Raw genomic sequence first — 26,323 nt, forward strand, 5'->3', positions numbered from 1 at the left:
TATGTGTGCCTACCCCATTATGGAGTTTTTGTAGTGTTTAAAGTTCCATTGGCAGCGGGGTTTGACAGAGCAACTAACTGCCACCGTCAGGTAAAACGCTTCTGTAGATTTTTGATAGTCAGAGAACCCAGTTCAAGAATTGCCGGGCAGAGTGTTTCGTTTTCCATTTGACGCTTATCAAAACACTCACAAAATTGAAATAAATATTTCATTTTTTATATTGACTGGTAAATAATTTTTTTTATTAGATGGAAAAGAAGTCAAAAATGAAATAAAGCCAGGAAACATGGCTGAGTTTCCACAGCAATAATGAAAGTAATGAGTGCAATAAAATGATCCGTAAAGAGAACCTGAACAAGCCATTACGTTGGGGGCTTGTTGGTGGCGGTCAGGGAAGCCAGATCGGTTTTAGCCACAGGGATGCAGCAAGACGTGATGGTAATTTCCAGTTACTTGCGGGTGCATTTGATGTTGACCCTGATCGCAGCAGGCGTTTTGGTATGGAGGAGCTGAGGCTGAATGAAGATCGCTGCTACGGCGATTATAAAGAGATGTTCAGCCGGGAAGCCGAACGGGAAGACGGTGTTCAGGTTGTGACTATCGCAACCCCCAACAGCACTCACTACGCCATTGCCAAGCTGGCACTCGAGCATAACCTGCATGTGATCTGTGAAAAGCCACTGACGTTTACCGCAGCAGAATCTGAACACCTGAAAGAACTGGCCGAAGCCCGAGGCCTCATTTTTGGTGTTATGTACGGCTACACAGGCTATCCGATTATTGCCCAGGCTCGTGCCATGGTTGAACGCGGTGATCTCGGCAAGGTTCGTATCGTTCATATGCAGTTCTCCCATGGCTACCATGCCGAAGCGGTTGAGAAGAATGATCCTGGCCTGGCATGGCGTGTCACTCCTGAAGCCTCCGGCCCAACTTATGTTCTTGGTGACCTTGGTACTCACTGCCTGCAAATGGGGCAGCTGATCAGTGGCCAGAAGATGGAGAGCCTGAGCTGCATGCGCTCCAGCTTTGTAGAAGGCCGCCAGCTGGAAGATGATGCTCATGTAATGATCCGCTACGAAAGCGGTGCTGTCGGCACTCTTTGGACATCAGCTGTTGCTGTAGGCAACACTCACTCCTTCAAGGTCGAAGTGATTGGTGAAAAAGGAACCATCCGTTGGTGGGATGAACACCCCAACCAGCTGGAATACGCTCCTTTAAATGAGCCTTTCCGTAAGCTGGACCGTGCTATGGGTTATCTATACGACTCTGCACGTTTTGAACGTGTTGGTGGCGGCCACCCTGAAGGTTACTTTGATTCCTGGGCCAATATTTATCGCAACTTTGGTCTGGCTATTAATGCCGCTCAGGATGGAATGCAGGAGCATCTAAAAAATATCTGGTACCCAGGCATCGATGACGGTATTGAAGGTGTGCGCTTTATTGAGCGTTGTGTTGAATCTTCTGATAATGGCAGTAAATGGGTGGCATTCTAACAAACACCGACCCCTAAAAATAAGAAAGGGCATCTATTGATGCCCTTTCTTATTTTCAGTAATCAATTACTAAACCAATAAAATCAAAGAGTAAAATAATTTTTGGCATTGAACTTCCCTGTCCAACTCAATCCTTTACTTATTCTCGATGATCCATTCGTGAGCAGGGTCGTTACGGAACTTCCATTCCCGCTTGGGCCCGGCCATTACATTCAGGTAATACAGGTCATAACCGTGGGGAGCACCTACAGGGTGATAACCGCGGGGAACCAGAACTGTGTCTCCATCTTCGACAGCAATTGTTTCATCAATGCTGCGGTCATCGGTGTACACACGCTGCAGAGCATAACCCTGAGATGGGTTCACCCGGTGATAGTATGTTTCTTCCAGAAAGGATTCTGCTGGCAGATCATCAGTATCATGTTTATGGGGTGGATAGCTGGACCAATTGCCTGCCGGAGTATAAACCTCGGTGATCAGCAGACTGTCAGCATCAGCATTATCCATCATGATATTGTGGATCAGTCGTTTGTTTGTTCCTTCGCCTCTATCCAGAACGACAACCTGTTCTGCTGCAATCAGACGAATTTCTTTGTTCTTGCCCAAGTGGGGAGCTTTGCAGAGGGCAATTTCTGCATCTGTTTCAGCTTCTACATCAAAGTCATGGCCAGCAGGAACATAAACAGAATCAGTCGGAACCTGTTCATGAACACTTGATCGACGACCAAGGTCATCCATCTCTATAGAACCTGAGCAAAACTTTACTTTCCCTTCCAGCACAACAACACAGGTTTCATCTTTGATGGCAAGCTGATGAAGCTTTTCACCAGTCTTTAAACGAAAGACTTCAAAGCCAACGTATTTTAGAACGGGGTTTTCACCTCGGTGAATCGCTATAGAGGCTTCGCCTCCAGTACGGGATACTGCCCTGACTCTGTACTCTGACACGAACGACTCCTGCCGCTTTCTAGAAAGTTTTAATTTTTAACCAAATGAAATATTTTATCCAAAAACATATTAATGACATATAATGCAACTCACGTTGACTTAGCGCACTATTGAGCCACAGTCATTTGCAACTTCTAGTTCTAGCAGGAGGGGTAGGAGAACGCCCCCAGCATCAGTAGTAATTTTATGCAGACAAAAACAAATACAGCCGTGACCGACACGCCTCGATTGCAGGAAACCATCCAGCAACACTATCCAGAACTTAGTAAGCGTCTAAAACAGTTAGCGCGCTATATTCTTGAGAACCCGGATCGCATTGTTCTCTGTACCGTTGCAGAACTCTCTGAGGAAGCGGATGTTCCCCCTTCCACAGTTATTCGCTTTGCCAACGCGCTTGGCTTTAACGGCTTTAGTGAAATGCGCAGAGCCGTGCGTTCTCAGCTACATTACACCGGTTCCTACAGTGAACGGGTTCAGGGAAAGTCGGTTACTCAGGATACCCCTGCTCCTGGAATGCTCTCCAATATCGTGCAGGCTTCCACTGCCTCGCTGGCTGCTTTGGAAGAAGCTGTTCATGACCCGGACCTTCTTCGGGCAGTCAACCTGATTCAACAGGCCGATACGGTTTACGTGATGGGTGTTCGCCGGGCTCATCCTGTCGCCTTGTATATTTCTTATGGCCTTTGGCAGCTGGATCGTCGCTGTGTTCTGTTAGGCAGTAAAGGTGGCCTTCATAAAGAAGAAGCTTCGGGTATTCGCCGAACGGATCTGGTTTTCCTGGTCAGCTATTACCCTTACGGCAATGAAACCCTGTGGATGCACGAGCATGCCACACGCCGCAGGGCCCGACTGATAACCATGACAGACAATGAGGTCAGTCCTCTGGCAACCGGTGCAGACCTGACTCTTTACTCCCGTGATGCGGATATCAGCGGTGTTCGGGGGCTTTCAACATCTATGTGCCTGGTTCAAAGTTTGATTCTGGCTCTGGCCAATAGAAAGTAGCGCCATCGCAACTGACCTCTCTCCTTTTGTATAGCCCTGCTTGGTGACAGGGCTATATAGCCAAAAACTTTTAAGTCTAGAAACTTCCCCGCAAAAGAAAGCTCCACTCCTACAAAGCGACAATTTTCCCAATACCTTGCAAACCCCTGCCGATAAATTAGATTGAAAAGTGTCGACAATGGAATTTTCTTGATGCAAGGACGCACATTTCCACTGCCAGCTCTGCTGGCATTGAGTGTTGCAGCTGCCATTGGCAGCTGCACTCTTGCGCTTGCGTCCCGCACTAAAGCCACCGACTCCGCACAAACTTCTTCATGGGAATGTTCAGCAGGTCTTCATCAGGACTGGAGCTGCAGCCCTGGCGTTGGAGAGCCTTACACCAAGCCCCTCGAGCAAGTCAGAAAGTACAGCAAAACCATGCGCAGTGGTCTTGACCACATTATGCAACAGGCAATTTCACCCTCACAGGATCTGTCACAGGTTGAAGAGGAAGAAGTAGAAAGTGATCTGATTCCAAATTATCCCGAGGACGATCCGATATTAGGTCAGTTACCTGATACGGCTTTTGACCCGGACAGTAATAAGGAATATCGCCCCTCCCCGTCCCGCTCTCTGGCAGATAATGATTGGGTTTCCCGCCTCACATCTACATCTTCATGGCCAGAGGATCAGTCCCGCCTTCCCGAGAGAAGACCTGAGCCTGAACAGAACAAGTTCGCTGAAACTGAAGTGTCTGAAGAGGAAGTCAGTCGGTCAGTGCTCCTCTCAGACTGGCTGAAACGGGCGCAGCGAAAATCTTCATGGGTAAATAAAGAAGAAACCGAGGACACTGTTGCAGAGCTGCTTGGTAAACGCACAGAATCTATGGAACGTGCAGCCGGAGAATCCGGGGAAGCACCCATTTTCGATAAGGAGCGAGATGTTTACGCAGACGACTGGCTTGATAGCGCCGGAGAAAAGGCTGTGTGGGCAGACCTTGATGAAGAAATCAACACGCCACCACCGGATATCTCAGTTGCCAGTCTCTCGAACTCTATAGATGCGGTAGAAGAAACTGAACAGGAAACTGAGGTAGAACCAAGTCCTGAGGATGAACGCACCACGGCAGATATGAAGCTGGTTGGCAGCGTAACTCTTGATGGCGGGGAACCTGTTGTAGAAGCTCCTCTGGTTGCCACAGTTTCTGATTCAAGCCCTCTTCTTCCAAGCGAGAAGAAAAAATTCAAACCAAGCGGCTTAAGTTACAGTCTGCTGGCACATCAGGCTTCCGGCCAAACTAAGGGAAAATATGGTGGCAAGGATTCCATTCCACCATTAAGTGTTCAGATTGCACAGCAGACAATGCCGGCATTCCAGATGCAGATGCGTCAGGCTCAACAGAAGGGCGCTGCACCGATAAGTTATCCACAACCTCAATTCACGGCACCAGAACCGGTTAACTCCGAGACGGTTCAACCTCGCTTGATTCAGCGTGGCAGCCTGCCTGATCTGGAAGTGACTCCGGCCGAGCGTTTATACAAAGCCGCTCCCCAGCCATCAATGCCATCAAACAGACAGATGCCTTGGAAAAAGCATGCCGCTCCCGAGCAGTGGAGACATGCACCATCCGGGACACAGGTGCCGAACGGTCATTATGCTGAAGGCCCTGCAGTTTTCGCATCGGCAGATAATATTGAGCTACCTGAGTCAGCCCACTACCGGCAGGAACTACCACCGTCTCCACAAACAGAAACGGCGCAAAACAGCTTGAGTGTTCGCAGCTGGTCACTGACCGGGGAAAATGTTGCGCATGTAAGCCCCACGAAAATAGTCACTCCACTCCCGGACAGAGAGATTCACCGCCAGCAGCCTGAACCTGACTGGCCAGAGCCTCAATATAAAGCCAAAAACAGACTTGCCCCCAGCATACCGTCCTATTCCAGCAAGACTCTCTGGCCAGGAGCCGAAAATAACAGAATGATGAGAAAGGCCAAGCCAGCGGTCTCTCCAGAGACACTCCGCAGCTACCGGCGTCCGCCCCCTGTCTCACCGAAAGATATTTATCGCCTGTCAACTCAGGAACCAACTTCTGCAGGTCGGCCTGCCCAGCCTTACGAGAAAGAAACTCCTTTTACCCAGACTGCGAAAAAACAGCCCAAAGGCCCAAGTTCAGCTGATCGTTTAAGACAGAAAACCCAGGAGCCAACAGCCGCTCTTGAGCCGGAACTACCAACGCCTGCTCCAGCCCCTCTGCCCAAAGTCATGACCGGGCTTCAGCAGGCAAACTTCACAGCCCCCATTCCTAGCAACCCCGGTGTGCCAGCAACTCTGACTGAAATGCTGAATGCACCCATTGGAAGTGTGTCTATTCAGTGGATGGCCACTACTCAGCCTGGGCAGATTTATACGCTGCAACAGCGCTACCCTTTGTTAAAGCAGGCCACAACTGTCAGGTTTAACAGCAAAGGGCAAACCTGGTATATCCTGCTGTCTGGTATTTATCCGGATGCCTATGCAGCAAGAGCAGCTTTAGGCGGTTTAGAGTGGCAAAGCGTTGCCAAGCGTTTAAACCCATGGACACGCCCTCTCTCTGGCCTGAAGAAGCTTGATCTGGTAAGAACCAATGAAAGGATTCCCCTGAGCCAGAAGGAACACTCTCTTCCTCAAGGGGCTTACACAATTCAGTGGATGAAGTCAGATGTTCCTGAAGTGCTGCGAGATATTCGCAACAGCTATCCCCAGCTTTCTACAGCTGAGATTATTCTGCTATCCCGCAAAAGCACTATGCAGTATGTTCTTATTCAAGGCCGCTATCCCAGCAACCTTGCAGTTAAGCAGGTGCTTAAGGATCCACAGCTATCGAGTCTAGCCAGACACTTGCAGGCTAAACCAAGACCAATGGCCAGCCTGAAAAACAGCACCCAACTGATTAAGAAGCCTGTTTTTACTCAGGTCAGCGTCCCCATGGACAATCAAATCAGTAATATCCTGATGGCTCCTGAAGGAAGTTTCACAATCCAGTGGCTGGCTGCAAACAAGCCCCGCATGTTGAATCAACTGAAACAGCGTTATCCAGAATTGGAAAATGCGGAACTTGTTCATTTCCGTAGAAACCACAAAGACTGGTATGTTCTGGTTCAGGGACAGTACTCCTCATCCCATGAAGCCAGACAGGTACTGAAAAGGCCTGAGCTGCAGCGTCTTGCTAATCAGCTCAGGCCATGGGCTCGATCCGTTGCCGGCTTGCGGCAGGTCGTTGGAAGCTAGAACTTGTAAGTCACATCAAAGTAGTGCCCAAAGCCAGTCGTATTCTGTTTCTTGCTTCCATAGCTGGCACCATCCTTGAAGTTGGCCATATCTCGGTAGTACTTCAGGCCATAACCTGCAGCCCACTGATCACTATGCCAATAAAAGCCATGGAACCATTCGAACGATGTTTTTGTTCTGGTATCCTTGGACTCTTTATAGAGCTTGTCGTATCCAAACTTGTAATCTAGGTATCCCTGATAAGCGATAAAGGATTTATCATCAAAGAAGTAGAAAGGTTTAAACCAATTATTGGCAAAAATATAACCACTCCACTTTCCTTCATCCTTAGCCCCAAAATTTTCACGTGCGTATCGAGCCAGTAAGTTAGACCCTACTACCCCAAACCAGGGCAGCTCAATATCAGCCCCAAGACCAACAAAGTGTTCAAAGAGGCTTTTATCAGCAACATTTGTAATTGTTGATATATACCACTCTTTTAGCGATCCCACTGCAAGATCAGTTCTTAAAATTCCATCTAACGAGAAGCGTGGAGCAAATTTAAGGAAGAAGTTATCTTTCTTATGGAGGTCATCCTTAGAGCTATTAAAAATATCAAATACATCCAGATAACCATACAAGCTTACGATCCCATTCCGACCGCCAAACTCCATTTCAAAATATGTATCTTTCTCATTCCCAAATGGGAGTTTGTTATCCTGGCTCTGCATCAAATTAAACTGGAACCATTTGTAATCATTCTTATGGATATCTCCATCCGAATAATCAGTCGCCAATGCCTGAGTACACCAGAACAATGCCAGTGCGAAAATTGAAAATAGACTGGGAAAACCGCTATGGCGGTACACTTTTTTGCCAAAGTACTTCATCATAACTTCCAGCAGCAATCTAACAAAAGACCGGTGAAGTGTAGGCGGTCTTACAAAAACTGCAGGATCTGGTTAACAGAAAAAAAGATATAATCTCCGAACGGGACTATCACCTGTAAACGGAAATCAGGGAGCTAACAGGATGAAAGGTTTAGTCAAATGGGTGGGCGGCATTATTGCTGCTCTGGTAATTCTGATTGTGCTTGCAGCTATTGTTCTGCCACAGGTTATTGATCCTAATGACTACCGCGATGACATCTCTGCCCTGGTGAAAGATGAAACGGGAATGACTCTCTCTATTAATGGAGAGATTGGCTGGTCGGTTTTCCCATGGCTGGGCCTGAGCCTGAATGATCTGCAGATTGATGACACGCACCAGAAAAAACTGGGCAGCCTTCAGTATGCTGCCGTTGAAGTAAAACTCCTGCCTCTATTAAGCCGCAAAGTCAAAGTTTCAAAGCTGGAACTGAAAGGGCTGTCTCTTGATATGGAAGTTAATGCTCAGGGGCAAGCCAACTGGGAACCTGCCAAAAAGCAGGAAACAGCACAGGTACCTACGCAAACATCACCAACGCCTTCACCTTCTGCACAGGAAGAAAAATCCTCTGGCAGCCTGCCGGAGTTTGATATCTCTGCCATTGCCATTACAGACCTTAATGTGACTTACCGGGATATCCCGGCCAAGCGCACAGTCTCTATTACTGATGCCCGCCTTGAGACTGGAGCCGTTCGCCCGGGTCAGCCATTCCAGCTCAGCTCTTCTTTCAATTTGAAGAACACTAACCCTGTCATCGCTACAGGTATTTCCCTGGAAGGTATGATCACACCAGACAGCGCCAACGCCATGTATAAGGCAGAAAACCTAAAGCTCTCGGTCACACCTCTTAATGTCAGCAATCCGGAAACCCTTGCACTTAGAGGTCATGCAGTGGTTAAGGGAAGTGATATTTCAGGGGATATCAAAGTCAATCCACTGGATCTTGCCCTTCTTATGCAACAGCTGAAACTCCCTGTTCCAGCTCTGTCCGGTGGGGATAAGGTTTTGCGTAAAGTCAGCCTGGGAACAACGTTTACCAAAAAAGGGAATCGGGTTGATCTGAACAAGGTATCTGCATCATTTGATGATTTCAGTCTGAATGGAACAATTGCAGTCACTGACCTCAAAAAACAGGCCATTGCCTTCAACATTACCGGTAATGATCTGATTGTTGACCCATATCTTCCGATCGCAACAGCTGATCAACAGGCAGCAGATAAACCTGCACAAACTTCTGGCAACGCATCAGGAAAACCATCTGGCAGCACTTCTCCAGCCTCAACCGGGGATGAAGTCATTATCCCGGTTGATACGATCAAAAGCCTGAATATCAAAGGTTCTGCACAGCTGAACTCTTTGACAGTAAAAGGGCTGCTGTTTGAAAAACCAACGCTGGAAGTGAAAGCAGCGAATGGCAATGCCCAAGTCACCAAACTGAATGCTGGCTTCTATAAAGGTGTGATTGATGCTGCTGCCGGTGTTGATGTCAGTGGCCTGCTGGCCAAGCGCCCAAGGGTTTCTGCCCGAGCAGATATCAAGGCCATCAATCTCGAAGCCCTGTCGGCACAGATTGTCGATTTGAAAAAAATTACCGGCAAAACCAATGCTGATCTGAAAGTTGTTGGCCATGGTCTGACCCAGAATCAGATTACCCGTAGCCTGAATGGTGAAGTCGACTTCAGCCTTGTTGATGGGGCACTCCTTGGAACCAACTTTAATAAGTCAGTCTGCGGTCTGGTCGCCCAGGTTCGTAAAGAAAAATTGACCAAAACCGACTGGCCTGACAAAACTGAGTTCAAGGCTTTAAAAGGCAGCGTCAAAATCATTGATGGCGTTGCCCGCAACCGTGATCTGACGGCCGCTCTTGATCAGCTCAATCTGAAAGGTGATGGAGAAGTTAATCTGGTTAACCAGACCATGGATTATCACCTTGGTCTCACCATTACCGGCGATACCGCTTCTGAAGAAGAGTCAGCCTGCCGGATCAATGAGAAGTATGCCGACATATCCTGGCCTCTGCGCTGTAAAGGCAGGCTTGGCGAAAGCGGTCTTTGCGGAGTTGATGAGCAGCGTCTTGGCAAAACCATTGGCAAAATTCTTGAGCAGGAAGCCAAAGACAAGATCCGCAAAAAACTGGAAGAAAAGCTTGGCGGCTCTCTGAAAGACCTGTTTAAAAAGAAGTAATTCTCAAGCAAACTAGCGTCAAACAGGCTTCCTGGAGGGAGCCTGTTTTTTATTCCAATACCCTAAACAGCAGACAATGAATGCCAGATAGTTCCGACCTTCAGCAAATTCAGCAAGCCATTCTTGACTGGTATGACGAACATGGTCGCAAAACCCTGCCCTGGCAGCACAATATTAACCCTTACCGGGTCTGGCTAAGTGAAGTGATGCTCCAGCAAACCACTGTTGTTGCAGTTATCCCTTACTTTGAAAGGTTTACTGAAAAGTTTCCCACTGTTGCTGATTTGGCTGCCGCTGAAGTTGATGCCGTACTCCATCTGTGGAGTGGGCTTGGGTATTACAGTCGTGCCCGAAACCTCCATAAAGCGGCACAGATGGTCGTTAATGATTTCGATGGAGAGTTTCCAAATAATCTGGTTGGTCTGCAGAAGCTCCCTGGAGTAGGCCGTTCAACAGCTGGGGCTATAGCCAGTATCAGCATGGAAATCCGGGCTCCCATCCTCGATGGAAATGTGAAGCGGGTTTTATGCCGTCTCCATGCGGTGAGTGGCTGGCCGGGTAAGTCTTCAGTCGCCAAAGAGTTATGGGATCTTTCAGAGAGATATACGCCTGAAACACGTCTGCCTGCCTGGACACAGGCCATGATGGATATGGGTGCAACCCTCTGTACTCGAAGCAAGCCTGACTGTTCAAATTGCCCGATCTCAAACTGGTGTGAAGCTCATATGATGGGCAAAGAAACCAGATTTCCGGAGTCCAAACCCAAAAAAGTGTTGCCAGAAAGGCAGACCTGCATGCTGATGATTATCAACCAGCATGGAGAGGTTCTTCTGGAGAAGCGTCCACCAGCAGGCATCTGGGGAGGGCTATGGAGTTTTCCTGAAATTGATGCCGCTGAAGAGTTGGTGGAAACAGTTGAAAGCACGCTTGGTATGCAGCTGTCTGATGCAGAAACATGGGACAGCTTCCGACATACCTTCAGCCATTATCATCTCGATATTGAACCGGTAAAGGGTTTTGTTGATACCCAGCCCTCATCTATTGCCGATGGCGATCAGCAGGCATGGTGTCCAATGGATAAGGTCACGGACTTGGGATTGCCTGCCCCGGTGAAAAACCTTCTTTTGCGACTCCAGAAGAGCATATAGAGACAACAGCTTTACTGGAGTCGGTGACTGGAACCTTTATCGGGCTCAGATAAAGGTCTACCAATGGATAAAGACCACTGACTATTCCCAGAATGTAATCCGGAATTTTGAATCCTGCTTTGCCAAGGCAGTTGATTGTGTTTTCCAGCTGCCCTGAGCACAGCAGCAGCATTGCTGTATTGTAAAAATCTTCAGCAGTCATGCGTCGGTCAATGGGTGGGATAATCTGTTCTATTGCACGTCCTGCCACATGCTGATAATCGTCACCATACTTTTCTTTCAGCCTGGCTATCAGGCTAAGACGAATAAGGTACAGGCGAAGGGCGAAATCAATATTACAGCGTTCATTATTTCCGGTGCGATCTTTGGCACTTTTACAACCACTGGCAATACACATTTGCAGCATCCGTCCAAGTTCGCTGATGGCATTGGGGAATATAAATGGCTGTTCCATCAAATCATGGTGCAGATTTTTTGAAAACATGTGGCGCAACAGATGGGACAGCTCCTCAATTTCCTGACGTACTACCGGGTCAAGAGTTTCCTGGTTTCTATCCAGAAACTGCTGAACAAAGCTGTTTGGCGTCATCGAAGTATCAGGATCGAGAGTACCAAATAACCTCTCAAAGGTTTGCTTATTGTACTCATCAGCATTAACCCATGTTCGCGCAAACTGCAGCTTTTTGGAGAATGCCAGCTGGTTACAGGGGCATACAAACATAAAAATATCAGGCTTTACTTTGATTTTGCCCGCCGTTCCATCGCTACTTCTGACAGACAGCTCAACCACCTGATGATTGAGCCTGTTCAGCTTTCTGAAAACTTTTTCACACCATAGTTTTTCATCATCAACACTGGGAATACTTGAGAATGCTCCACGAAGAATATCGGGACTTAAAAGGCAGTTATAGAATATTGGCAGATCTACACACTTGTCTGGCGTATTAAATGCTTCCTCCATCTCTTGCTTATGAAATGCCAGACCGCAGATCAGAAGCATTTCATCCATCCGAATTTTTGTAACACGCTTTCTTTCAGATCTTTTTGAAATGGCAAAGGCGTATGGAACACCAATACGAACTTCTTTCAGCACTACTTCTTCGCCGCATTTAACAGTGGTCACTGTTGAATTCACAGCATGCTCCGCATCACGCAAACATGAAGGGATGACGACTCCATCATGACCACAGGGATCTGCCTCTCCACAAACGCCACGTACATTCAGTCGGAAGCAGGCTGGGGGTTTATGCGAGATTTCAATTCCGTGGTATTCACCATCAAAGAGATACATCAAAGACTTTGTTTCTTCCTCGGCAGGAGTCTGGCGAATCGCTTCAAGTCTCATACGCTCATAGGTTTTTTCTGTCGTACCGAACCCCTTTAATATGAGCATCAGAGCCTTTTCACAGGAATCTATCTCCCTGACCATCATTGCCCCCTCGACGTGAGGTTTCTGCTCTTTTTTCCATAGGTCTATTGCATCAACAGCTTCCACTGCCACGGCTGGATTATCATGACTAACAGCTTTTCCTGCTGCCTTGACCATAATCCTTAGACATTTATTCCAGTTGCCTTCATTCCTGAAATCATTACCCCGCAAAGCTTCAAAAGCTTTTGCCGCTTTTTCAAGCTTCGCTTCCAGTGCCTGTATATCCTTTTCCAAAGCTTCGAAATACCCCAGGCTGTCATCAATAGAAATATCGGTTCTCAGACTCTCCCTGAGCACTTTCAGATCTCGATGAAGACCATGAATTTGTGAAGCTGTTTCTATATAAGACAAGTTATAAAATGTTCCCAGATCAGCCGCCGCACCGATAAGAACCTTCTCTGCCTGATGTAATAACCGAATCAGGTCACCGCCTAGTGAGGGTGTAACGATTCCACTGGGATATGCATTAAGAAAATCATCATCACTGGTAAGCACATTGACAAAATCATGCCTCCATACAGGAGGAACTAAACACAAGACCTTGCAGGTGTGCGGCATCATCGAATGGAACATCGTCTTATATTCCAAAAGAAAGCCACAAAACTGGGCACACACGTCTTCGTCATTTCCAGATATGGAACTGCCAATCCGCAACATACGAAGACAGTAAGCACTGATTCGATCCTGTTCCCAGAGAGACAGTGATAATGGTTTGACCTTCCACTGAAGTTCAATGGCCTTGCAAATGGGAGAGCTTGGATTTTCAAAATCCAGGATAGAAGCCAGCCTTGAGTTTCTTAGTGTGCAAATCTGCACATCACTTGGGACATAAGCACTGGATAAAGAGGAGGAACTACGGCTGAGCTCAAACACATCTGTAAGGCTTCCACCAGAAACTGATGCTTCACTTGAGCTTATAGAAACAGTGTCGTATCCACTTCCATAATCCTGATCGTTCAGCCCCTGAATAAGCTCAATAACCAGCCCCGTCTTTGGAAGTTTGAGTTCTCCTTTCATCTCAGCAACGATTTTTTCTTCATGGTGATTTAGCTTTAACTTTCTTTCCTTCTGTTCTGATTTTTCTTTGAAAAGTCCTTTGGGAAACCATGGCCTTTTCTCAGAGTGTGGCGATGGGGAGGAAGACCACGGAAAAGTTCTTTTGGCCTTCATTGAAGCCAGAAGAGATGGAGATATGGATTTGGCCTGACCTGGCCTGGGCATTCCACTGCGAGTCAGTTGTTTCTCAACATCACTCATTCTCTGTGAAAACTCTCGCCCTTCTAACAACTCACTTTCATCCAGATTTGGTGATCTTGGCAGAGAATGTCTCCCAGATATAGAAATGGGAGCAGCTCTTGGTATTGTTTGTGATAGTGAGAAAGGTGGAGTAGTGGAGTCGTCTATCTCCAGATCAGGTGATTCAACTCTCTTTTCCAGAAGTCTGTCCAATTCAGTTTTGCCTCCCGAAACCTTCACTGCTGGTTTGGTTGGCAGAGACAGTGTCATTCTCCTTCTTCGATGTTCAGCATCCACAGGTGGCGGCGGAGCCGGCCGCGAAGGCTTGGGCTTTGGGCGTTCCTGTTGTGACAGAGTCGCTCTTCTTTCTTTGAGTGATGTGCCCTGAACCTGAGAGGAAGCGCCCGGAAGAAAATCAGGCTCTCCTTTATATTTTTCGGATGAAACAAAGCGCCCTGTTACAGGATCTTTAACTGGCTTGGGAGCTATCGGTGGGCGATATGAGCCTCCAGTCTGGCTAACCGGGCTCTGAAAAGGTTTATCTACTGCAGATGCCATTTTGCTTTGTTCCTGCCTGAGTGCCTCCTATATCTGACAACTCAGGAGTTTTTTCTCACTAAACAGGCTGGTTACCTCTAACAACATTCTCAGCCAGCCCGTAAGCGAGTAATATTCCCGGAATTCCTGCATTTCTAGATTTAATCGGAGTAGTGCCATGTCCCGCAAAGTTAACTGCATCAAACTGGGCAGAGAAGCTGAAGGCCTGACAATTCCCCCAATGCCCGGCCCAAAGGGACAGTGGTTGTTTGAAAACGTCTCCCAGGAAGCCTGGCAGATGTGGCTGCAGCACCAGACCCGCCTGATTAATGAAAAGCACCTGAGTCTGATCGAACCGGAAGCACGTAAATATCTGGCCGAGCAGATGGAGAAATTCCTGAAAGGCGAAAGCTACGATCAGGCAGAAGGATACGTTCCAGAAAATAAATAACCCTTTGATTCGCCCTGAAAAATCCCTTTCAGGGTGGCAGACATCGGCATTATCCCCTAAAACTGCCGCGCGGGTGTTGACTCTGTCTGACTAAAACAGTTTAATACGCCCGCACTTGCTGCAGTGCCTGGGTAGCTCAGTTGGTAGAGCAGCGGATTGAAAATCCGCGTGTCGGCAGTTCGATTCTGTCCCTAGGCACCATCTATTTCCTGCAGTAAGACAAAATTTAGGCGCAAGCCAAGCCTGGGTAGCTCAGTTGGTAGAGCAGCGGATTGAAAATCCGCGTGTCGGCAGTTCGATTCTGTCCCTAGGCACCATATTTAAAAGCTCGAAGCTTAACGGCTTCGAGCTTTTTTCATTCCAGGTAAGCTTTATATTTCCAGCAGTTTTTATATCACTGCATTTCTTGTCTTCCCCCCAAAGTTGTTAAGGGTAACTTTCACAGTTATAGCCATGATAAGAAAACAACGGCTAACCCTACCTAATCCACCACAGTTCTTCGTACAGATTCCCACTGCAACTGCCAACTGTACATTGGTACCCTTGTTCAGAACGCAATTTTCCCCGTCAAATTCAGTGAACCTGACTATTACCGCCTTTGACTCAAAATTTCACAATGCAGTCATGGATGAACAGGGCGACTGACTGATTATCCACTTCACTGGTAGAAACATTTGCTGGTGATCCGACTTTTGCCGGTCCGTTAGCCGGAGTCCAGTTGGGACTCTCCGTCTACCACATTACCGAAGAAGCCGTAAAAGAAGTCGTTGATTCCGAAGTGTACGAAAAACAAGTCGGCATGATGGAAATGGTACTTCCGGTTGAAGAGATTGCAGCTGAGATGACTCAGTTCCGCTAACTCCCGTCAGCCCGCGACAACTTTCTTGTTCCTGCGCCCTGGTGTGGGAACAAGTTATCTGCTTTACATGGAACGGGCGCACCATACGATCTTGCCAACTACTTGATTAGTCTCGTGATCCAGCCCTGAAATTGCCCAGCCTGGATATTCCGGGTTATCACTGATGACCTTTACTTCCTCCTTGCCGGGTTTCAGTCTTTTGGCCATCAGACCATCTTCGGTATGGATCAGGTACAACCCTTCATGCTGAACAGTCTTACGTGTTGTATCCACCAGCACTTGGTCACTGTCCTGCAGGGTTGGCAGCATGCTGTCACCGCGAATGCTGACAAACGCCAGGCTCTCTCCAGATACACCCAGCTGACGGGAAAGAAATGTACGGGTAAAAGCAAAATAGTCGCTGATATCTTCTGCCAGTACAGCCGAACCGAAGCCAGCACTGGCCTGAACATCAAACATCGGGGCATAAACCAGTTCTTTATCAGGTGCACTACCCGTTGGCTGGCTACCTTCACTCTGTTCGCCTGTCAGCAACCAGTTCAGGTCAACCTTAAACTCTTCATATAGAGATTCGAGATAGGCCATGGATGGACGGCTTGCACCACGACAGATTTTATAGATATGGGAAGCGGACTTTCCGGTTTGCTCTGCAAACTGCTTCTTATTACCCTGAGCTAACTGGTCAACGATAAGCTGGAAACGACGGGCAAAAGCACTGGCCATGAAAACTGAACTCTGAATACTGCTTGGAAGAAAGGCGGTCAGTATACGGGAACAAAATAAAAACTGCTCTGTACTTCCCTTCAAACACCTTCATAAGATTTACCTTTCTCCTGAATCTGTGAGACATCCGGCAATGAGCATTAACGCCGACCATTCCGAACTCCCGGCACTTACGTTTAAACCTTTAACACCAGAAACATGGGCTGCATTCGAGCAGTTGTTTGGTGAACGCGGCGCTTGCGGTGGCTGCTGGTGCATGTGGTGGAGGCTAAAGAACAAGGACTATGAAACGGGAAAAGGTGAAAGCAACCGAGTCGCAATCAAGAATATGGTCGACTCCGGTCGTATTCCCGGCATTCTTGCTTTTCACGATAACAAGCCTGTTGGATGGTGCTCAGTCTCTCCAAGAGAAGAATTTCTCCGGCTGGAAAACTCCCGCATCTTCAAGCCTGTAGATAACCAGAAAGTATGGTCAATCGTCTGCCTGTTTGTGGATAAAACCTGCCGAAATATTGGTGTTTCAACACAGCTTATTGAAGCAGCAATACGCCATGTGAAAGACCAGGGCGGCAGTATTGTTGAAGCTTATGCCGTTGAGCCCAAAACTGAAGCCAAGAAAGTTCCACCAGTCTTCGCCTTCAACGGTTTAGCTTCAGCCTACCGAAACGCCGGCTTTCAGGAGGTGCTTCGACGCTCTGAAAAACGGCCAATTATGCGCTTCGTTATCGATTAGCAAATTCGCAGAAATGGAAAAGCGGGTACATCCAGTATCTCAATACAATTAAGCCATACAAACGTTGAGGTGAAACATGGCAGGCAATCGACATATCGAGCAGATGCAATCCGTGCTTGCTTGTATTGAGCAGAATCTGGATAGCGATATCAATATTGCCCAGCTGGCTTCCATTGCCTGTTATTCCGAGTATCACTTTCACAGGGTATTTCGGGCGTTTATCGGGGAAAGCGTTTATGCCTACCGCAAGCGCCTGCTGCTTGAAAGAGCTGTTGTTCACTTACGATACGGTGAAAAAACTGTGACTGATATCGCTCTTGATTGTGGTTATGACTCCTCTTCAGCGTTTAACAAGGCGTTCAGAAATCAATTCAACTGCACTCCCAGTGAAGTACGCAGTCGTCGTCTGTCTCTGCCGCCAACACCTTTGCCGATGCTTAAAGAGAATCAAAATATGAAAGCCCGCATTGTTGAAATTGACGATATCGCCGTTATCAGTGCTCGTGAAACCGGCCAGTACAGCGACGCCGCCAGCCGCGCCTGGCAACGTCTGATGTCATTTGCTTACGGTAACCGCCTGATGAACAAGGACATCCGTTCATTTGGCATTTCCCATGACGATCCTACGGTGACCTCACCAGAGCAGCTGCGTTACGACGCCTGTCTGGATATTGATTCTGGTGATCTTGATATTGGCGATCTGCAGAAACAGACTATTCCTGGTGGCCGTTATGCTCGCTTCACCCATAAGGGGCCTTATGAGCAAATGACAGAAAGCTTCTCTGCCTTCTTTACTCAATGGCTGCCGGAAAGTGGCAAGAAGCTGCGTGATCAACCCTGCTTTATGGAACATATGAATCGCGACCCACGCCGTACAAAGCCAGAAAACCTGCGTACAGAAGTCTACATACCTATCAAATAAATTGTGAAGAGAGATACCTGAGGTTTAAAATTGTTGACTCCAATCAAATGGACTTTCAGCAGGTGGAGATAAAGTATTTTCTTGTTGAGAGAAAGAAAACCGGAGTCGAGTTTGGAATGCCTGATGCGGGCCTGGCGTAATAACGAACAGGCCCTGAAAAACTGGTTAATTAAAACGACAGGTGACAATGATCAGGCAGAAGATATTCTGCAGGACATTTTTCTGAAGGCTCTGAAAGATAAAGAGCGATTTTGCACTTTATCTCATGCGAAAAGCTGGCTCTTCAAAATTGCCAGAAACACAGTTATTGATACCCACAGAAAGCCGAAGCTGGAAACCTCATCCAGCCTTGATGACATACTCAACTACCCTCTTTCAAAAGAAAACAGCCCACTGATTCTTGAGCTGCAGACCTGCCTGTTCCGCGTTATGTCGGAGTTGGATGACCAGGACAGGGATATTATTGAGAGCTGCGATATTAACGGCATGAGCCAAGTCGATTATGCCGAAGACAAGGGGCTAGCCTTACCTGCGGTCAAGTCCCGGATTCAGCGTGCGCGCCAGAAACTTCGCTCCGGTATGGTAACTAGGTCACACTTCTGGCTGACTGGGTCACCTATTCCCTGTTCAGCATGACTCCCGGCACCAGAGCTGCCGAGGGTTTTCACTTTTTCGTAGAAGACACAACCAAGATTCTTTTTCTTCTCAGTCTGCTTATTTACGCCATTGCTTTGGTGAGAGCCGGGTTAAATCCTGAAAAGGTTCGTTATTACCTGCACGACAAAAACAGATACGCAGGTTACTTTCTGGGATCAACATTTGGAGCAATAACACCTTTCTGTTCCTGCAGCTCTATCCCTCTGTTTATGGGTTTCGTTTCTGCGCGTATTCCTCTTGGGGTCACCATGGCTTTCCTGCTGACCTCTCCCATGATCAATGAAATAGCCGTGGTTCTTCTTGGCTCCCTGCTAGGGATCAAGTTTACGGTTATGTACGTCATTATCGGTATGTCAGTGGGCATACTCGGCGGATTTCTTATTGATTTGTTTAAGGCTGAACGATGGCTTGTTCCTTTTCTTGCCAAGCGCTACCTGGAATCAGGGCCTGCCGAAGACATCAGCTATGAAAATATAGCCATGTCACTCCAGGAGCGCCATGAGTTTGCCAAAGATGAAGCTGTCACCATTTTCAAGCGCATCTGGAAGTGGGTCATTATCGGCGTAGGTATTGGTGCTTTTATCCACGGATTTATTCCTGAATCATGGGTTCATGATCACCTGGGTGCAGGCCAGTGGTGGTCTGTGCCGGTTGCGTCCCTGATGGCTATTCCCATGTATGTGAACTCAACATCCATTATCCCGATTATGAACAGCCTGCTGACCAAAGGTGTCCCTCTGGGAACCACTCTGGCGTTCTGTATGAGTGCCGTCGTGGTCAGCCTTCCCGAATTTATGATGCTCAAACAGGTTATGAGCTACCGGTTATTAGCCTGGATGGCAGCATATCTGCTCACAGCCTTCTGCTTGTTGGGCTGGTTCTTTAATGCCATGACTTTTTGAGCACTCATGGCTGCTTGAAAGAGGAAGTAATAATGAAAGAAGTTAATGTTTATGGCTCCGGCTGCAAAAACTGCACAGTCACTGCAGAGTTGATTAAGGCAGTTGGCCAGGAAAAAGGCTATGAGATCAAGATCAACAAAGTGAAGGATCTGGAAGCCATTATGAATGCCGGTGTTGTCAGCACACCGGCTGTTGGCATTGATGGCAAGCTGGTACATTCCGGCTCCGTTCCCAGCAAGGAACAGGTGGAAACCTTCCTGGCCTGATGCAGGGCAAGACTGATAGCAGGGTGGTATTTCCCCCTGCTATCAATCATTCATCACGGGCGGGAAGCATAATCCTTAAACTGCTCATACATCTTGCGATCAACAAATCTGGATTGGTCATTAATGATGGTGACATCCCCACGTTTGGGTACAAACCACCTTAAGAACTCACCCGCACTCTTAGTCTGATCATCCGCAGTCAAACCAAGCAGGGTACGATTCACGTCATCAATCGAACAGTCATCCTGTAAGTTCAGTGCCTGATAAGCTCTCGCCACTTCATCCTGATGGGCATACATCTCGCTGTATCGACGGTATTGAGCGTTTCCGCCATGTTCAGCAAGATTGTCCAGCAACTGTTCCAGTTTCCACCCAGGAGACCTGACCTTTTCCGTAATAAAGTTTATTCCTTTGCTCACAGCCAAATTCCCTGCGGAAGATGCTGTGACTAGGAGCAGATGATTTATCCGCCGAGGAACACGATATTGCCCATAATCGTCCTCTCCTCTTCTGGAAATCTGTAACTCAGGCGCAGATGCAATCAGGCTTACGGGCATCGCCAACCGGTATTTTCCACCCAGCTTTACAATATTGTCGCTGCCTGCCTCCACATGAGAAAAACCTTTATGGCTGTGCAGCGAAACCTGGTAATCATGTCCTGTTTCACCGCTTGTCAGAGTAGAAACTTCACCATGGGAGAAGTGGCCGGATCCTGCTGAATATTGAATCCAGCCAGCCAGTGTCTGAATGGCTTTAGGAGACAGCACCGACTGTTGCCTGTCCCAGTCAGAAACTGGTGCCCGTTTTTTAACCAGTTTAATCAGCCACTCTTTGCCAACACCTTCGGCAGCAAACCTTGCCGATACAGGGACGCCGTCCGAATTAATAAATGAAACAGTAAAACCTGCAGAAGAAACATCAACGGTCAGGCTGTTGATATGATTTTTCTCCATCACCCAGGCCAAAGCTGAAAACTCTGAATGACGGGAATTTTCCACTGGTGATCCGAGAATCCTGCTGATTATTAATCGACTGCTATCTGTTGAATCAACTGAATCAAAATCAACCTGAATCAACAGGTTTGCCGCTTCCGGCCCTTTCAAAGCAATAGCCAGCTTGCCGGTTTCATTAGGAGACAGTTGATCTTTGGCAAAGCTCAATCCCCGAAAGATTCCTGCTAAAGCAGCCAGCCCAAAGACATTATTTTTGTTTTGAAGGATGGCCTGTTCGGGAATCTGGCCAGCAAAAATTGCCCATATGCCTGCTTCCCAGTAACTTTTCCACGCCTCACGAAAGAGAGCTCCATACATCAGAGCCTGTGGCAAAATACCTTCCCCAACCATCTGGAAGGCATGATAAAGGTTGCCCCCCAGCCACCGGTTACCATTGTTATAAAAAGAGATTGCGGCTGCGTTATATAACACCTGGGCAACGGCTTTAATTCCCAGCTGCGAAACCAGCCATTTGAATTCATCTCCCCGAACACCCTCCAGAACAACGGCGTTTTTTCCAATAAAAACAACGATTCCCTGGTCTGAGGAGTAGAAAGGAAGCCAGCCAGAAGCCTCACTGGTAACAGGCCTATTCAGCGATTGAGAAGCTTCATCACTGCGGCTGTCAGCAGCCGAGAAACATGGAAATATCCAAATTAAAACAGGAATGGCGATCAGACGGACCAGGCCATACATATAGATGTTCCCCCATCTTAATACGATTCATTATTTTTCTGAGGGGTATTTATAGAAGAATCATTCGCACAAACTACCACCAAAGGCATAAGTCTTTTCCGGTAATTCTATTCACATAGCCGAAATTCCCCACAATTCTGGAATAATCCAGCCTGTCTATTGAAGGTGTGGGGATTTATCGCCGGGGATTCAGCTCGTACACTAGACCCTGTTCACGACTGGTTCATCAGCTTCTGCATCTGCTCGCGGATAAAATCTATGAACAGTCTTACCCTCTGGGGCAGTAATTCCCTGGACCGGTAAACGATACTGATTTTTCGCTTCGCTCCATGCCAATCCGGCAACACAGGCACGAAAGTGTCATCACCCTGCTCCAGCGCAATATAAGAGGCAGGCAGGTTAACAATACCAAGCCCTTCCCGGGCAACTCGAAGAGCTGTTGACATGCCATCGACGTGCATACGTGCACGTGGGTGCAGGGTGATTTTGTTTCCGGTGTCGGTCTTAAGGCGCCATTCGCGCAAAGGCCAGCAGGTAATAAGAGAGTGACCGGCAAGGTCATCAGGGTGTTGGGGATAGCCATGCTTCTGAAGGTACTGCTCACTGGCAAAGAGACCGAAATGCAGTACACCAAGAGGCTGGGCAATCAGATCGGATTCCGGCAGTTCGCCACCAATGAATGCGACATCTATCGTTTGATCAAGAAACGATGGCGGGTTGTTGTTCAGCTGAACATCAAACCGAATATCTGGCCACTGTTCCATAAATAGAGCAAGACAAGGTGCCAGATAGGAACCGGCAAGGTTTGCCGGCGCACAGATACGCAAAAGACCTCGAGGGTAACGATTACTTTGCTGAAGCTCACGCGAGGCATCGTCGATCAAATCAAGAGCAGATGCACAGTGCTGGAAGTATTCCCTTCCGGCATCAGTCAGCCGCAAGCGGCGAGTGGTTCTTTCCAGCAGGCGGCAGTTAAGCCGTTCTTCCAGAAGGGTCACTTTCCTGCTGACTGTTGAAGGCGGTAGGTTGAGATACCTTCCAGCAGCTGCGAACCCCTGTTCACGGACAACGGTAATGAATATCCGTAGTTCTTCCAGGCCGGAGCCAGTCATAAATTACATCCGTACAACCTAAGAGTCTTCAATGGCTGAACAAGTACTCGGTCATGTGTAAACGTCTATTTCAGGCCAATAAACAGGTTGCACAGCTGGGTTGCAGCGCAAAGAGCATAGCAAGGCTATGTGACTGGAGCTGCGGCACGGCTGAGCGGCCTGTAGATTGAGTCTGAAGTTTATGTTTCCACATGACCGAGTACTTCAAGCAGCCATTGAGGATTTTGTTCGAGATCGACCATTATGCCTAATGAATTAGTGCTCGAGCCATTGTTTCTTTTCTTTGGCTTGCTGTTCACCGCAACAATATCTGCGTCTCTGTTTCGCCTGCTACGGGTGCCCTATACCGTTGGCCTGCTGGTTGTCGGTATAGCCCTGAGCGCTTTGACAGAGTGGTTTCCAACTCTGGCCGCTTTGAATACGGTTACTCTGAGTTCAGATCTGATCCTCTACGTTATTCTGCCAACCCTGATCTTTGAGGCAGCAATTAACATTGATGCGAAGATGCTGCTAAAGAACCTGGCTCCCATAATGTTACTGGCTGTTCTTGGTGTTCTGATCTCTGCCATTATTATCGCTGCATCCCTGTACAGCCTGGATATTCTGCCACTGGGTGCTGCCCTGATCTTTGGCGCACTGATTTCAGCAACTGACCCTGTTGCTGTTATCGCCCTGTTCAAAGAACTGAAAGCAAACAAGCGCCTGACTCTGCTGATGGATGGTGAAAGCCTGTTTAACGATGCTACCGCTATCGTGCTGTTCACCGTGTTGGTTGGCATGGTTGGTTCCGGGGCAACTTTGGCTTCTGCAGATTTGTGGGGCGCACTTGGCCAGTTCGTTTTCACCTTCTTTGGTGGCGTGCTGTTTGGTGGTTTCATGGGTCTGGCTATGGTTCTGTTGCTGAAGTTCTCCCGTCAGGACCGCTTCGCCCAGCGTACCCAGATGATCATCATGGCCTACATGACGTTTATTATTGCTGATCACTTCCTGCATCTGTCCGGCGTTATGGCTGTTCTGGTGGCCGGTATTATTGTCAGCCTGAACCGTCACAGAATCATGGACGAGCGTCGCTGGGAAAACATCAACATCTTCTGGGAATACGCGACCTTTGTCGCCAACAGCTTTATCTTCCTGATGATGGGTATGACCGAGAACAAGCTGTTCGAGAACCTGAATCACCTGTTCCATATTCTGCCTATTCTGACCGTGACTGCTTTTGTGGTTATTGCTGCACGTGCCGTGATTATTTATGGCCTGGTTCCCGTCAGCAACAAGTTGGGAATGGCAGAACATATCAATAAAGGTATGCAGACCGTTATGTTCTGGGGTGGTCTGCGTGGTGCAGTTCCTATTGCTCTGATGCTGGCACTGCCTGAGGGTATGCCGGGCCGTGAACTGATTTTTGAGATGGTTCTGGCCATGATTCTGGTTACCCTGCTGATGCAAGGTACAACCACCGGTCAGCTTCTGCATCACTTCCGTCTTGCAGGCGATGAAGAGGAAGCACCCAAGCAGGTAAGCGCACAGTCTGTGTAGACCTTTCACTTACTCTCATCTTTGTATCAAACTCCTGCAGGCAGGCAGATGACGACACTACTCAGGTTTTGACTTAGTCTCCATTAGCTTTGAGATCATTTTCTGATGTTCAGGATGATGTCGAAGCAGAAACTCTTTCTGCTTCTCAGGGGACCAATTCATATTCTTCAGCATATTAATCAGCCCCTGGTAATCTTCAGCAGACTCAACACCCTGATGGCGCTTCCTTTCTGAAGCCTGAATCTGGGCATAGTGTGCGTCATAGCCACTGAGGCTGCTGTTCCTCTTAAGCTCCCTCCCGATAGTACTGCGATGACACCCGAGAATACGGGCAATTTCTGCCTGACTTTTCCTTTCCCGCCGCAAAGACCAGATCAAGACCCTGTCTTTCTCGGTCAGCTGCTTATAACCCATGCGTCCTGCCCCTGAAGTGTGTATCTCAACATGCAGACATTACCCAGAGATGTGCCTGAAAAATTTGGTCTGAAGCAAAAAAAACGCAAAAATCATCAATCAAGCTGACTTCTGCCATGTTTTGGAAAGGGCAAAAGGGAGACAATCGAAAAATCACCGGTTTCTCAAGAAGGTTACGCCATGATTAACAGGGATTCTCTCGCCCATAAAATAGATATGGCAACTGGACGTATCCCTGTGGATACACTGATATGCAACTGTCGTGTAGTCGATGTTTTTTCCCAGACCATGATCGAGGGCCCGGTCGCCCTGGGGGATGGAAAAGTCATTGCCGTTGGCCACGAAGCTGCACTTCACAACGCCGAGAAGCGCATTGATGCTGGCGGCGGCATTGTTATCCCCGGCCTGATTGATGCCCATGTTCATATTGAGTCATCAGCGGTTATTCCCTCGCAGTTCGCCCGTTGCGTTCTGCCCCATGGCACCACATCCGTTATCGCCGACCCTCATGAAATCGCCAATGTCTGCGGACTGGAAGGCATACGTTATATGCTGGAAGCCTCAGAGAACCTTCCTCTGAACGTAAATATCATGCTGCCATCCTGTGTTCCGGCAACTCCTTTTGAAAAGTCCGGGGCAAGCCTTTCAGCCAAGGATCTAGCCACACTGATCAACCACCCTCGTGTTGGCGGTGTTGGCGAGGTGATGGATTTTGTTGGTGTGATCAACGCTTCAAAGGATATGGTGGATAAGGTCAACCTGGCCCACCAGCATGATAAAGTTGCCGATGGTCACAGCCCCGGTTTAACTGGCCAGGATCTGACAGCCTATGTTCTCTCGGGCATCAAGACCGACCATGAGTGTTCGACTATCCAGGAGATGCATGAGCGTATCCGTCAGGGTATGTATGTGCAGATTCGTTTAGGCTCTGCCTGCCGCGATCTTCCCAACCTGATTCATGGTGTCACTCCGGCAAACGCCCGCCGTTGCCTGTTCTGCACGGATGACCGCGAGCCTGCCGATATTCTTCACAATGGCCATATCAACAGTAACCTGCGTATGGCTGTTGAGCTTGGGCTTGATCCCATGCTGGCTATTACCATTGCCACCCTGAACTCTGCAGAGTGTTACAACCTGAAGGGTAAGGGTGCAGTTGCGCCAGGGTACGATGCTGACCTGGTGATTGTGGATAACCTGGAAGAATTTAATACCCGCCATGTTTTCACCAGTGGTGATGAAGTCGCCCGAGACGGTAAGTTATTGGTGGATTTCCCTGACTTTATCAGCAGCAGCGTAACCCAGACCGTTAATATTGCTCCGATTGATAAGGCAGACCTTGCTCTGTCAGTTCCTTCCGGCGAAGCCCGAATGATCCAGGTAAACCCCGGCTCAGTGGTAACCGGCTCAACCTCAGGCAAGGTGAAAGCGAATTCCAAAGGGCTGTTTGACCCCAAACTGAACCCCGGACTTACCAAGCTTGCTGTTGTCGAACGCCATAAAGCAACAGGCAATATTGGCCTGGGCATTCTAGCCAACTACGGCATAGTCAATGGTGCCGTGGCAACTTCAATCGCCCATGACTCCCACAATATCGTGGTAGCTGGCGATAACGACGCCGATATGATTGCCGCTATCAGGGATATTGAAGCTATTGGCGGCGGCATCAGCATCTGTAAGAACGGCAAGGTTCTTGGCAACCTTCCACTCCCTATTGGTGGACTGATGTCTGATAAACCTGCTGCAGAAGTTGCTGAATATATGCATACACTTCTGGGCATAGCGACTAACGAGTTGAAGATCAATCCGGAAATCCAGCCCATTATGACTCTGGTATTCATGACTCTGCCGGTTATTCCGGAGCTGAAGTTAACTGCTAATGGTTTGTTTGATGTGAACAGTTTTTCTTTTGTTGAAACGGCATTGTAATA

The 26,323-nt window shown here is 48.0% G+C and carries 20 protein-coding genes, 2 tRNA genes and 1 pseudogene; 16 read left to right on the forward strand and 7 right to left on the reverse strand.

Annotation, left to right across the window (positions count from 1 at the left end; all coding sequences use genetic code 11):
• Positions 1–332: 332 nt before the first annotated feature.
• Positions 333–1,493, forward strand: coding sequence for a Gfo/Idh/MocA family protein (locus M3P05_RS06850; RefSeq protein WP_249698722.1), 1,161 nt, complete (start codon positions 333–335; stop codon positions 1,491–1,493).
• Between the two features lie 135 nt (positions 1,494–1,628).
• Here the strand turns inward: M3P05_RS06850 and iolB are convergent, their stop codons facing one another.
• Positions 1,629–2,441 (reverse strand): 5-deoxy-glucuronate isomerase, encoded by an 813-nt coding sequence (gene iolB, locus M3P05_RS06855; protein ID WP_249698723.1) that lies wholly within the window; start codon positions 2,439–2,441, stop codon positions 1,629–1,631.
• Positions 2,442–2,627: 186 nt separating this feature from the next.
• On the opposite strand from iolB, the gene M3P05_RS06860 reads away from it, so the two are divergent.
• Entirely contained in the window at positions 2,628–3,446 is an 819-nt protein-coding gene (locus M3P05_RS06860) for a MurR/RpiR family transcriptional regulator (protein ID WP_249698724.1), read from the forward strand.
• Positions 3,447–3,638: 192 nt separating this feature from the next.
• A complete protein-coding gene (locus M3P05_RS06865) occupies positions 3,639–6,692 on the forward strand; it encodes a hypothetical protein (RefSeq protein WP_249698726.1) in 3,054 nt (1,017 codons plus the stop codon).
• Here the strand turns inward: M3P05_RS06865 and M3P05_RS06870 are convergent.
• On the reverse strand, positions 6,689–7,564 hold the full coding sequence (locus M3P05_RS06870) for a nucleoside-specific channel-forming Tsx family protein (RefSeq protein ID WP_249698727.1): 876 nt from the start codon (positions 7,562–7,564) through the stop codon (positions 6,689–6,691). The genes M3P05_RS06865 and M3P05_RS06870 overlap by 4 nt on opposite strands.
• Before the next feature lie 139 nt (positions 7,565–7,703).
• Between M3P05_RS06870 and M3P05_RS06875 the strand changes: the two genes are divergently transcribed.
• Together M3P05_RS06875 and mutY are read left to right on the forward strand one after the other, a co-directional pair.
• On the forward strand, positions 7,704–9,782 hold the full coding sequence (locus tag M3P05_RS06875; protein ID WP_249698728.1) for an AsmA family protein: 2,079 nt from the start codon (positions 7,704–7,706) through the stop codon (positions 9,780–9,782).
• 80 nt (positions 9,783–9,862) lie between these two features.
• Positions 9,863–10,930, forward strand: coding sequence for an A/G-specific adenine glycosylase (gene mutY, locus M3P05_RS06880; RefSeq protein WP_249698729.1), 1,068 nt, complete (start codon positions 9,863–9,865; stop codon positions 10,928–10,930).
• Here mutY and M3P05_RS06885 read toward each other — a convergent pair.
• On the reverse strand, positions 10,866–14,153 hold the full coding sequence (locus M3P05_RS06885) for an inositol phosphate phosphatase SopB (RefSeq protein ID WP_249698730.1): 3,288 nt from the start codon (positions 14,151–14,153) through the stop codon (positions 10,866–10,868). The two genes, mutY and M3P05_RS06885, sit on opposite strands and share 65 nt — an antisense overlap.
• Positions 14,154–14,310: 157 nt before the next feature.
• On the opposite strand from M3P05_RS06885, the gene M3P05_RS06890 reads away from it, so the two are divergent.
• The 4 genes and pseudogenes from M3P05_RS06890 to M3P05_RS06905 form a co-directional block, all read left to right on the forward strand.
• The gene (locus M3P05_RS06890) at positions 14,311–14,583 is read left to right on the forward strand and encodes an oxidative damage protection protein (RefSeq protein ID WP_249698731.1); all 273 of its coding nucleotides are present in this window, start codon (positions 14,311–14,313) and stop codon (positions 14,581–14,583) included.
• A gap of 125 nt (positions 14,584–14,708) precedes the next feature.
• Positions 14,709–14,784, forward strand: a tRNA-Phe gene (locus tag M3P05_RS06895).
• Between the two features lie 40 nt (positions 14,785–14,824).
• Positions 14,825–14,900, forward strand: a tRNA-Phe gene (locus M3P05_RS06900).
• A gap of 362 nt (positions 14,901–15,262) precedes the next feature.
• A pseudogene (locus M3P05_RS06905) lies at positions 15,263–15,442 on the forward strand (glycine/sarcosine/betaine reductase complex selenoprotein A); the annotation flags it as partial.
• Positions 15,443–15,505: 63 nt separating this feature from the next.
• Here the strand turns inward: M3P05_RS06905 and M3P05_RS06910 are convergent.
• Positions 15,506–16,165 carry an XRE family transcriptional regulator gene (locus tag M3P05_RS06910; protein ID WP_249698732.1) on the reverse strand — a complete coding sequence of 220 codons (660 nt, stop codon included), beginning with the start codon at positions 16,163–16,165 and terminating at the stop codon, positions 15,506–15,508.
• 133 nt (positions 16,166–16,298) lie between these two features.
• Between M3P05_RS06910 and M3P05_RS06915 the strand changes: the two genes are divergently transcribed.
• From M3P05_RS06915 to M3P05_RS06935, 5 genes are all read left to right on the forward strand, one after another.
• On the forward strand, positions 16,299–16,898 hold the full coding sequence (locus tag M3P05_RS06915; RefSeq protein ID WP_249698733.1) for a GNAT family N-acetyltransferase: 600 nt from the start codon (positions 16,299–16,301) through the stop codon (positions 16,896–16,898).
• A gap of 76 nt (positions 16,899–16,974) precedes the next feature.
• On the forward strand, positions 16,975–17,820 hold the full coding sequence (locus tag M3P05_RS06920; protein WP_249698734.1) for an AraC family transcriptional regulator: 846 nt from the start codon (positions 16,975–16,977) through the stop codon (positions 17,818–17,820).
• Between the two features lie 123 nt (positions 17,821–17,943).
• Complete coding sequence (locus M3P05_RS06925) at positions 17,944–18,456, forward strand: sigma-70 family RNA polymerase sigma factor (RefSeq protein ID WP_249698736.1); 513 nt, start codon at positions 17,944–17,946, stop codon at positions 18,454–18,456.
• The gene (locus M3P05_RS06930) at positions 18,453–19,379 is read left to right on the forward strand and encodes a permease (protein ID WP_249698737.1); all 927 of its coding nucleotides are present in this window, start codon (positions 18,453–18,455) and stop codon (positions 19,377–19,379) included. The genes M3P05_RS06925 and M3P05_RS06930 overlap by 4 nt, the downstream gene beginning before the upstream one ends.
• Positions 19,380–19,411: 32 nt before the next feature.
• Positions 19,412–19,645: a thioredoxin family protein gene (locus M3P05_RS06935; protein WP_249698738.1), complete on the forward strand. Its 234-nt coding sequence runs from the start codon at positions 19,412–19,414 to the stop codon at positions 19,643–19,645.
• A 53-nt stretch (positions 19,646–19,698) separates the two neighbouring features.
• On the opposite strand, the gene M3P05_RS06940 is transcribed toward M3P05_RS06935, so the two are convergent.
• On the reverse strand, positions 19,699–21,333 hold the full coding sequence (locus M3P05_RS06940; protein WP_249698739.1) for a hypothetical protein: 1,635 nt from the start codon (positions 21,331–21,333) through the stop codon (positions 19,699–19,701).
• Positions 21,334–21,545: 212 nt separating this feature from the next.
• Positions 21,546–22,445: a LysR family transcriptional regulator gene (locus M3P05_RS06945; protein WP_249698740.1), complete on the reverse strand. Its 900-nt coding sequence runs from the start codon at positions 22,443–22,445 to the stop codon at positions 21,546–21,548.
• A 243-nt stretch (positions 22,446–22,688) separates the two neighbouring features.
• Here M3P05_RS06945 and M3P05_RS06950 point away from each other — a divergent pair, with 243 nt between their 5' ends.
• Positions 22,689–23,981, forward strand: coding sequence for a cation:proton antiporter (locus M3P05_RS06950; protein WP_249698741.1), 1,293 nt, complete (start codon positions 22,689–22,691; stop codon positions 23,979–23,981).
• 57 nt (positions 23,982–24,038) lie between these two features.
• Here the strand turns inward: M3P05_RS06950 and M3P05_RS06955 are convergent, their stop codons facing one another.
• Positions 24,039–24,395, reverse strand: coding sequence for a helix-turn-helix domain-containing protein (locus tag M3P05_RS06955; protein WP_249698742.1), 357 nt, complete (start codon positions 24,393–24,395; stop codon positions 24,039–24,041).
• Between the two features lie 180 nt (positions 24,396–24,575).
• Here M3P05_RS06955 and ade point away from each other — a divergent pair, with 180 nt between their 5' ends.
• Positions 24,576–26,321 carry an adenine deaminase gene (gene ade / locus M3P05_RS06960; protein WP_249698743.1) on the forward strand — a complete coding sequence of 582 codons (1,746 nt, stop codon included), beginning with the start codon at positions 24,576–24,578 and terminating at the stop codon, positions 26,319–26,321.
• Positions 26,322–26,323: the final 2 nt, after the last annotated feature.

The organism is Parendozoicomonas callyspongiae, assembly GCF_023502345.1.
Classification (GTDB): Bacteria; Pseudomonadota; Gammaproteobacteria; order Pseudomonadales; family Endozoicomonadaceae; genus Sansalvadorimonas; species Sansalvadorimonas callyspongiae.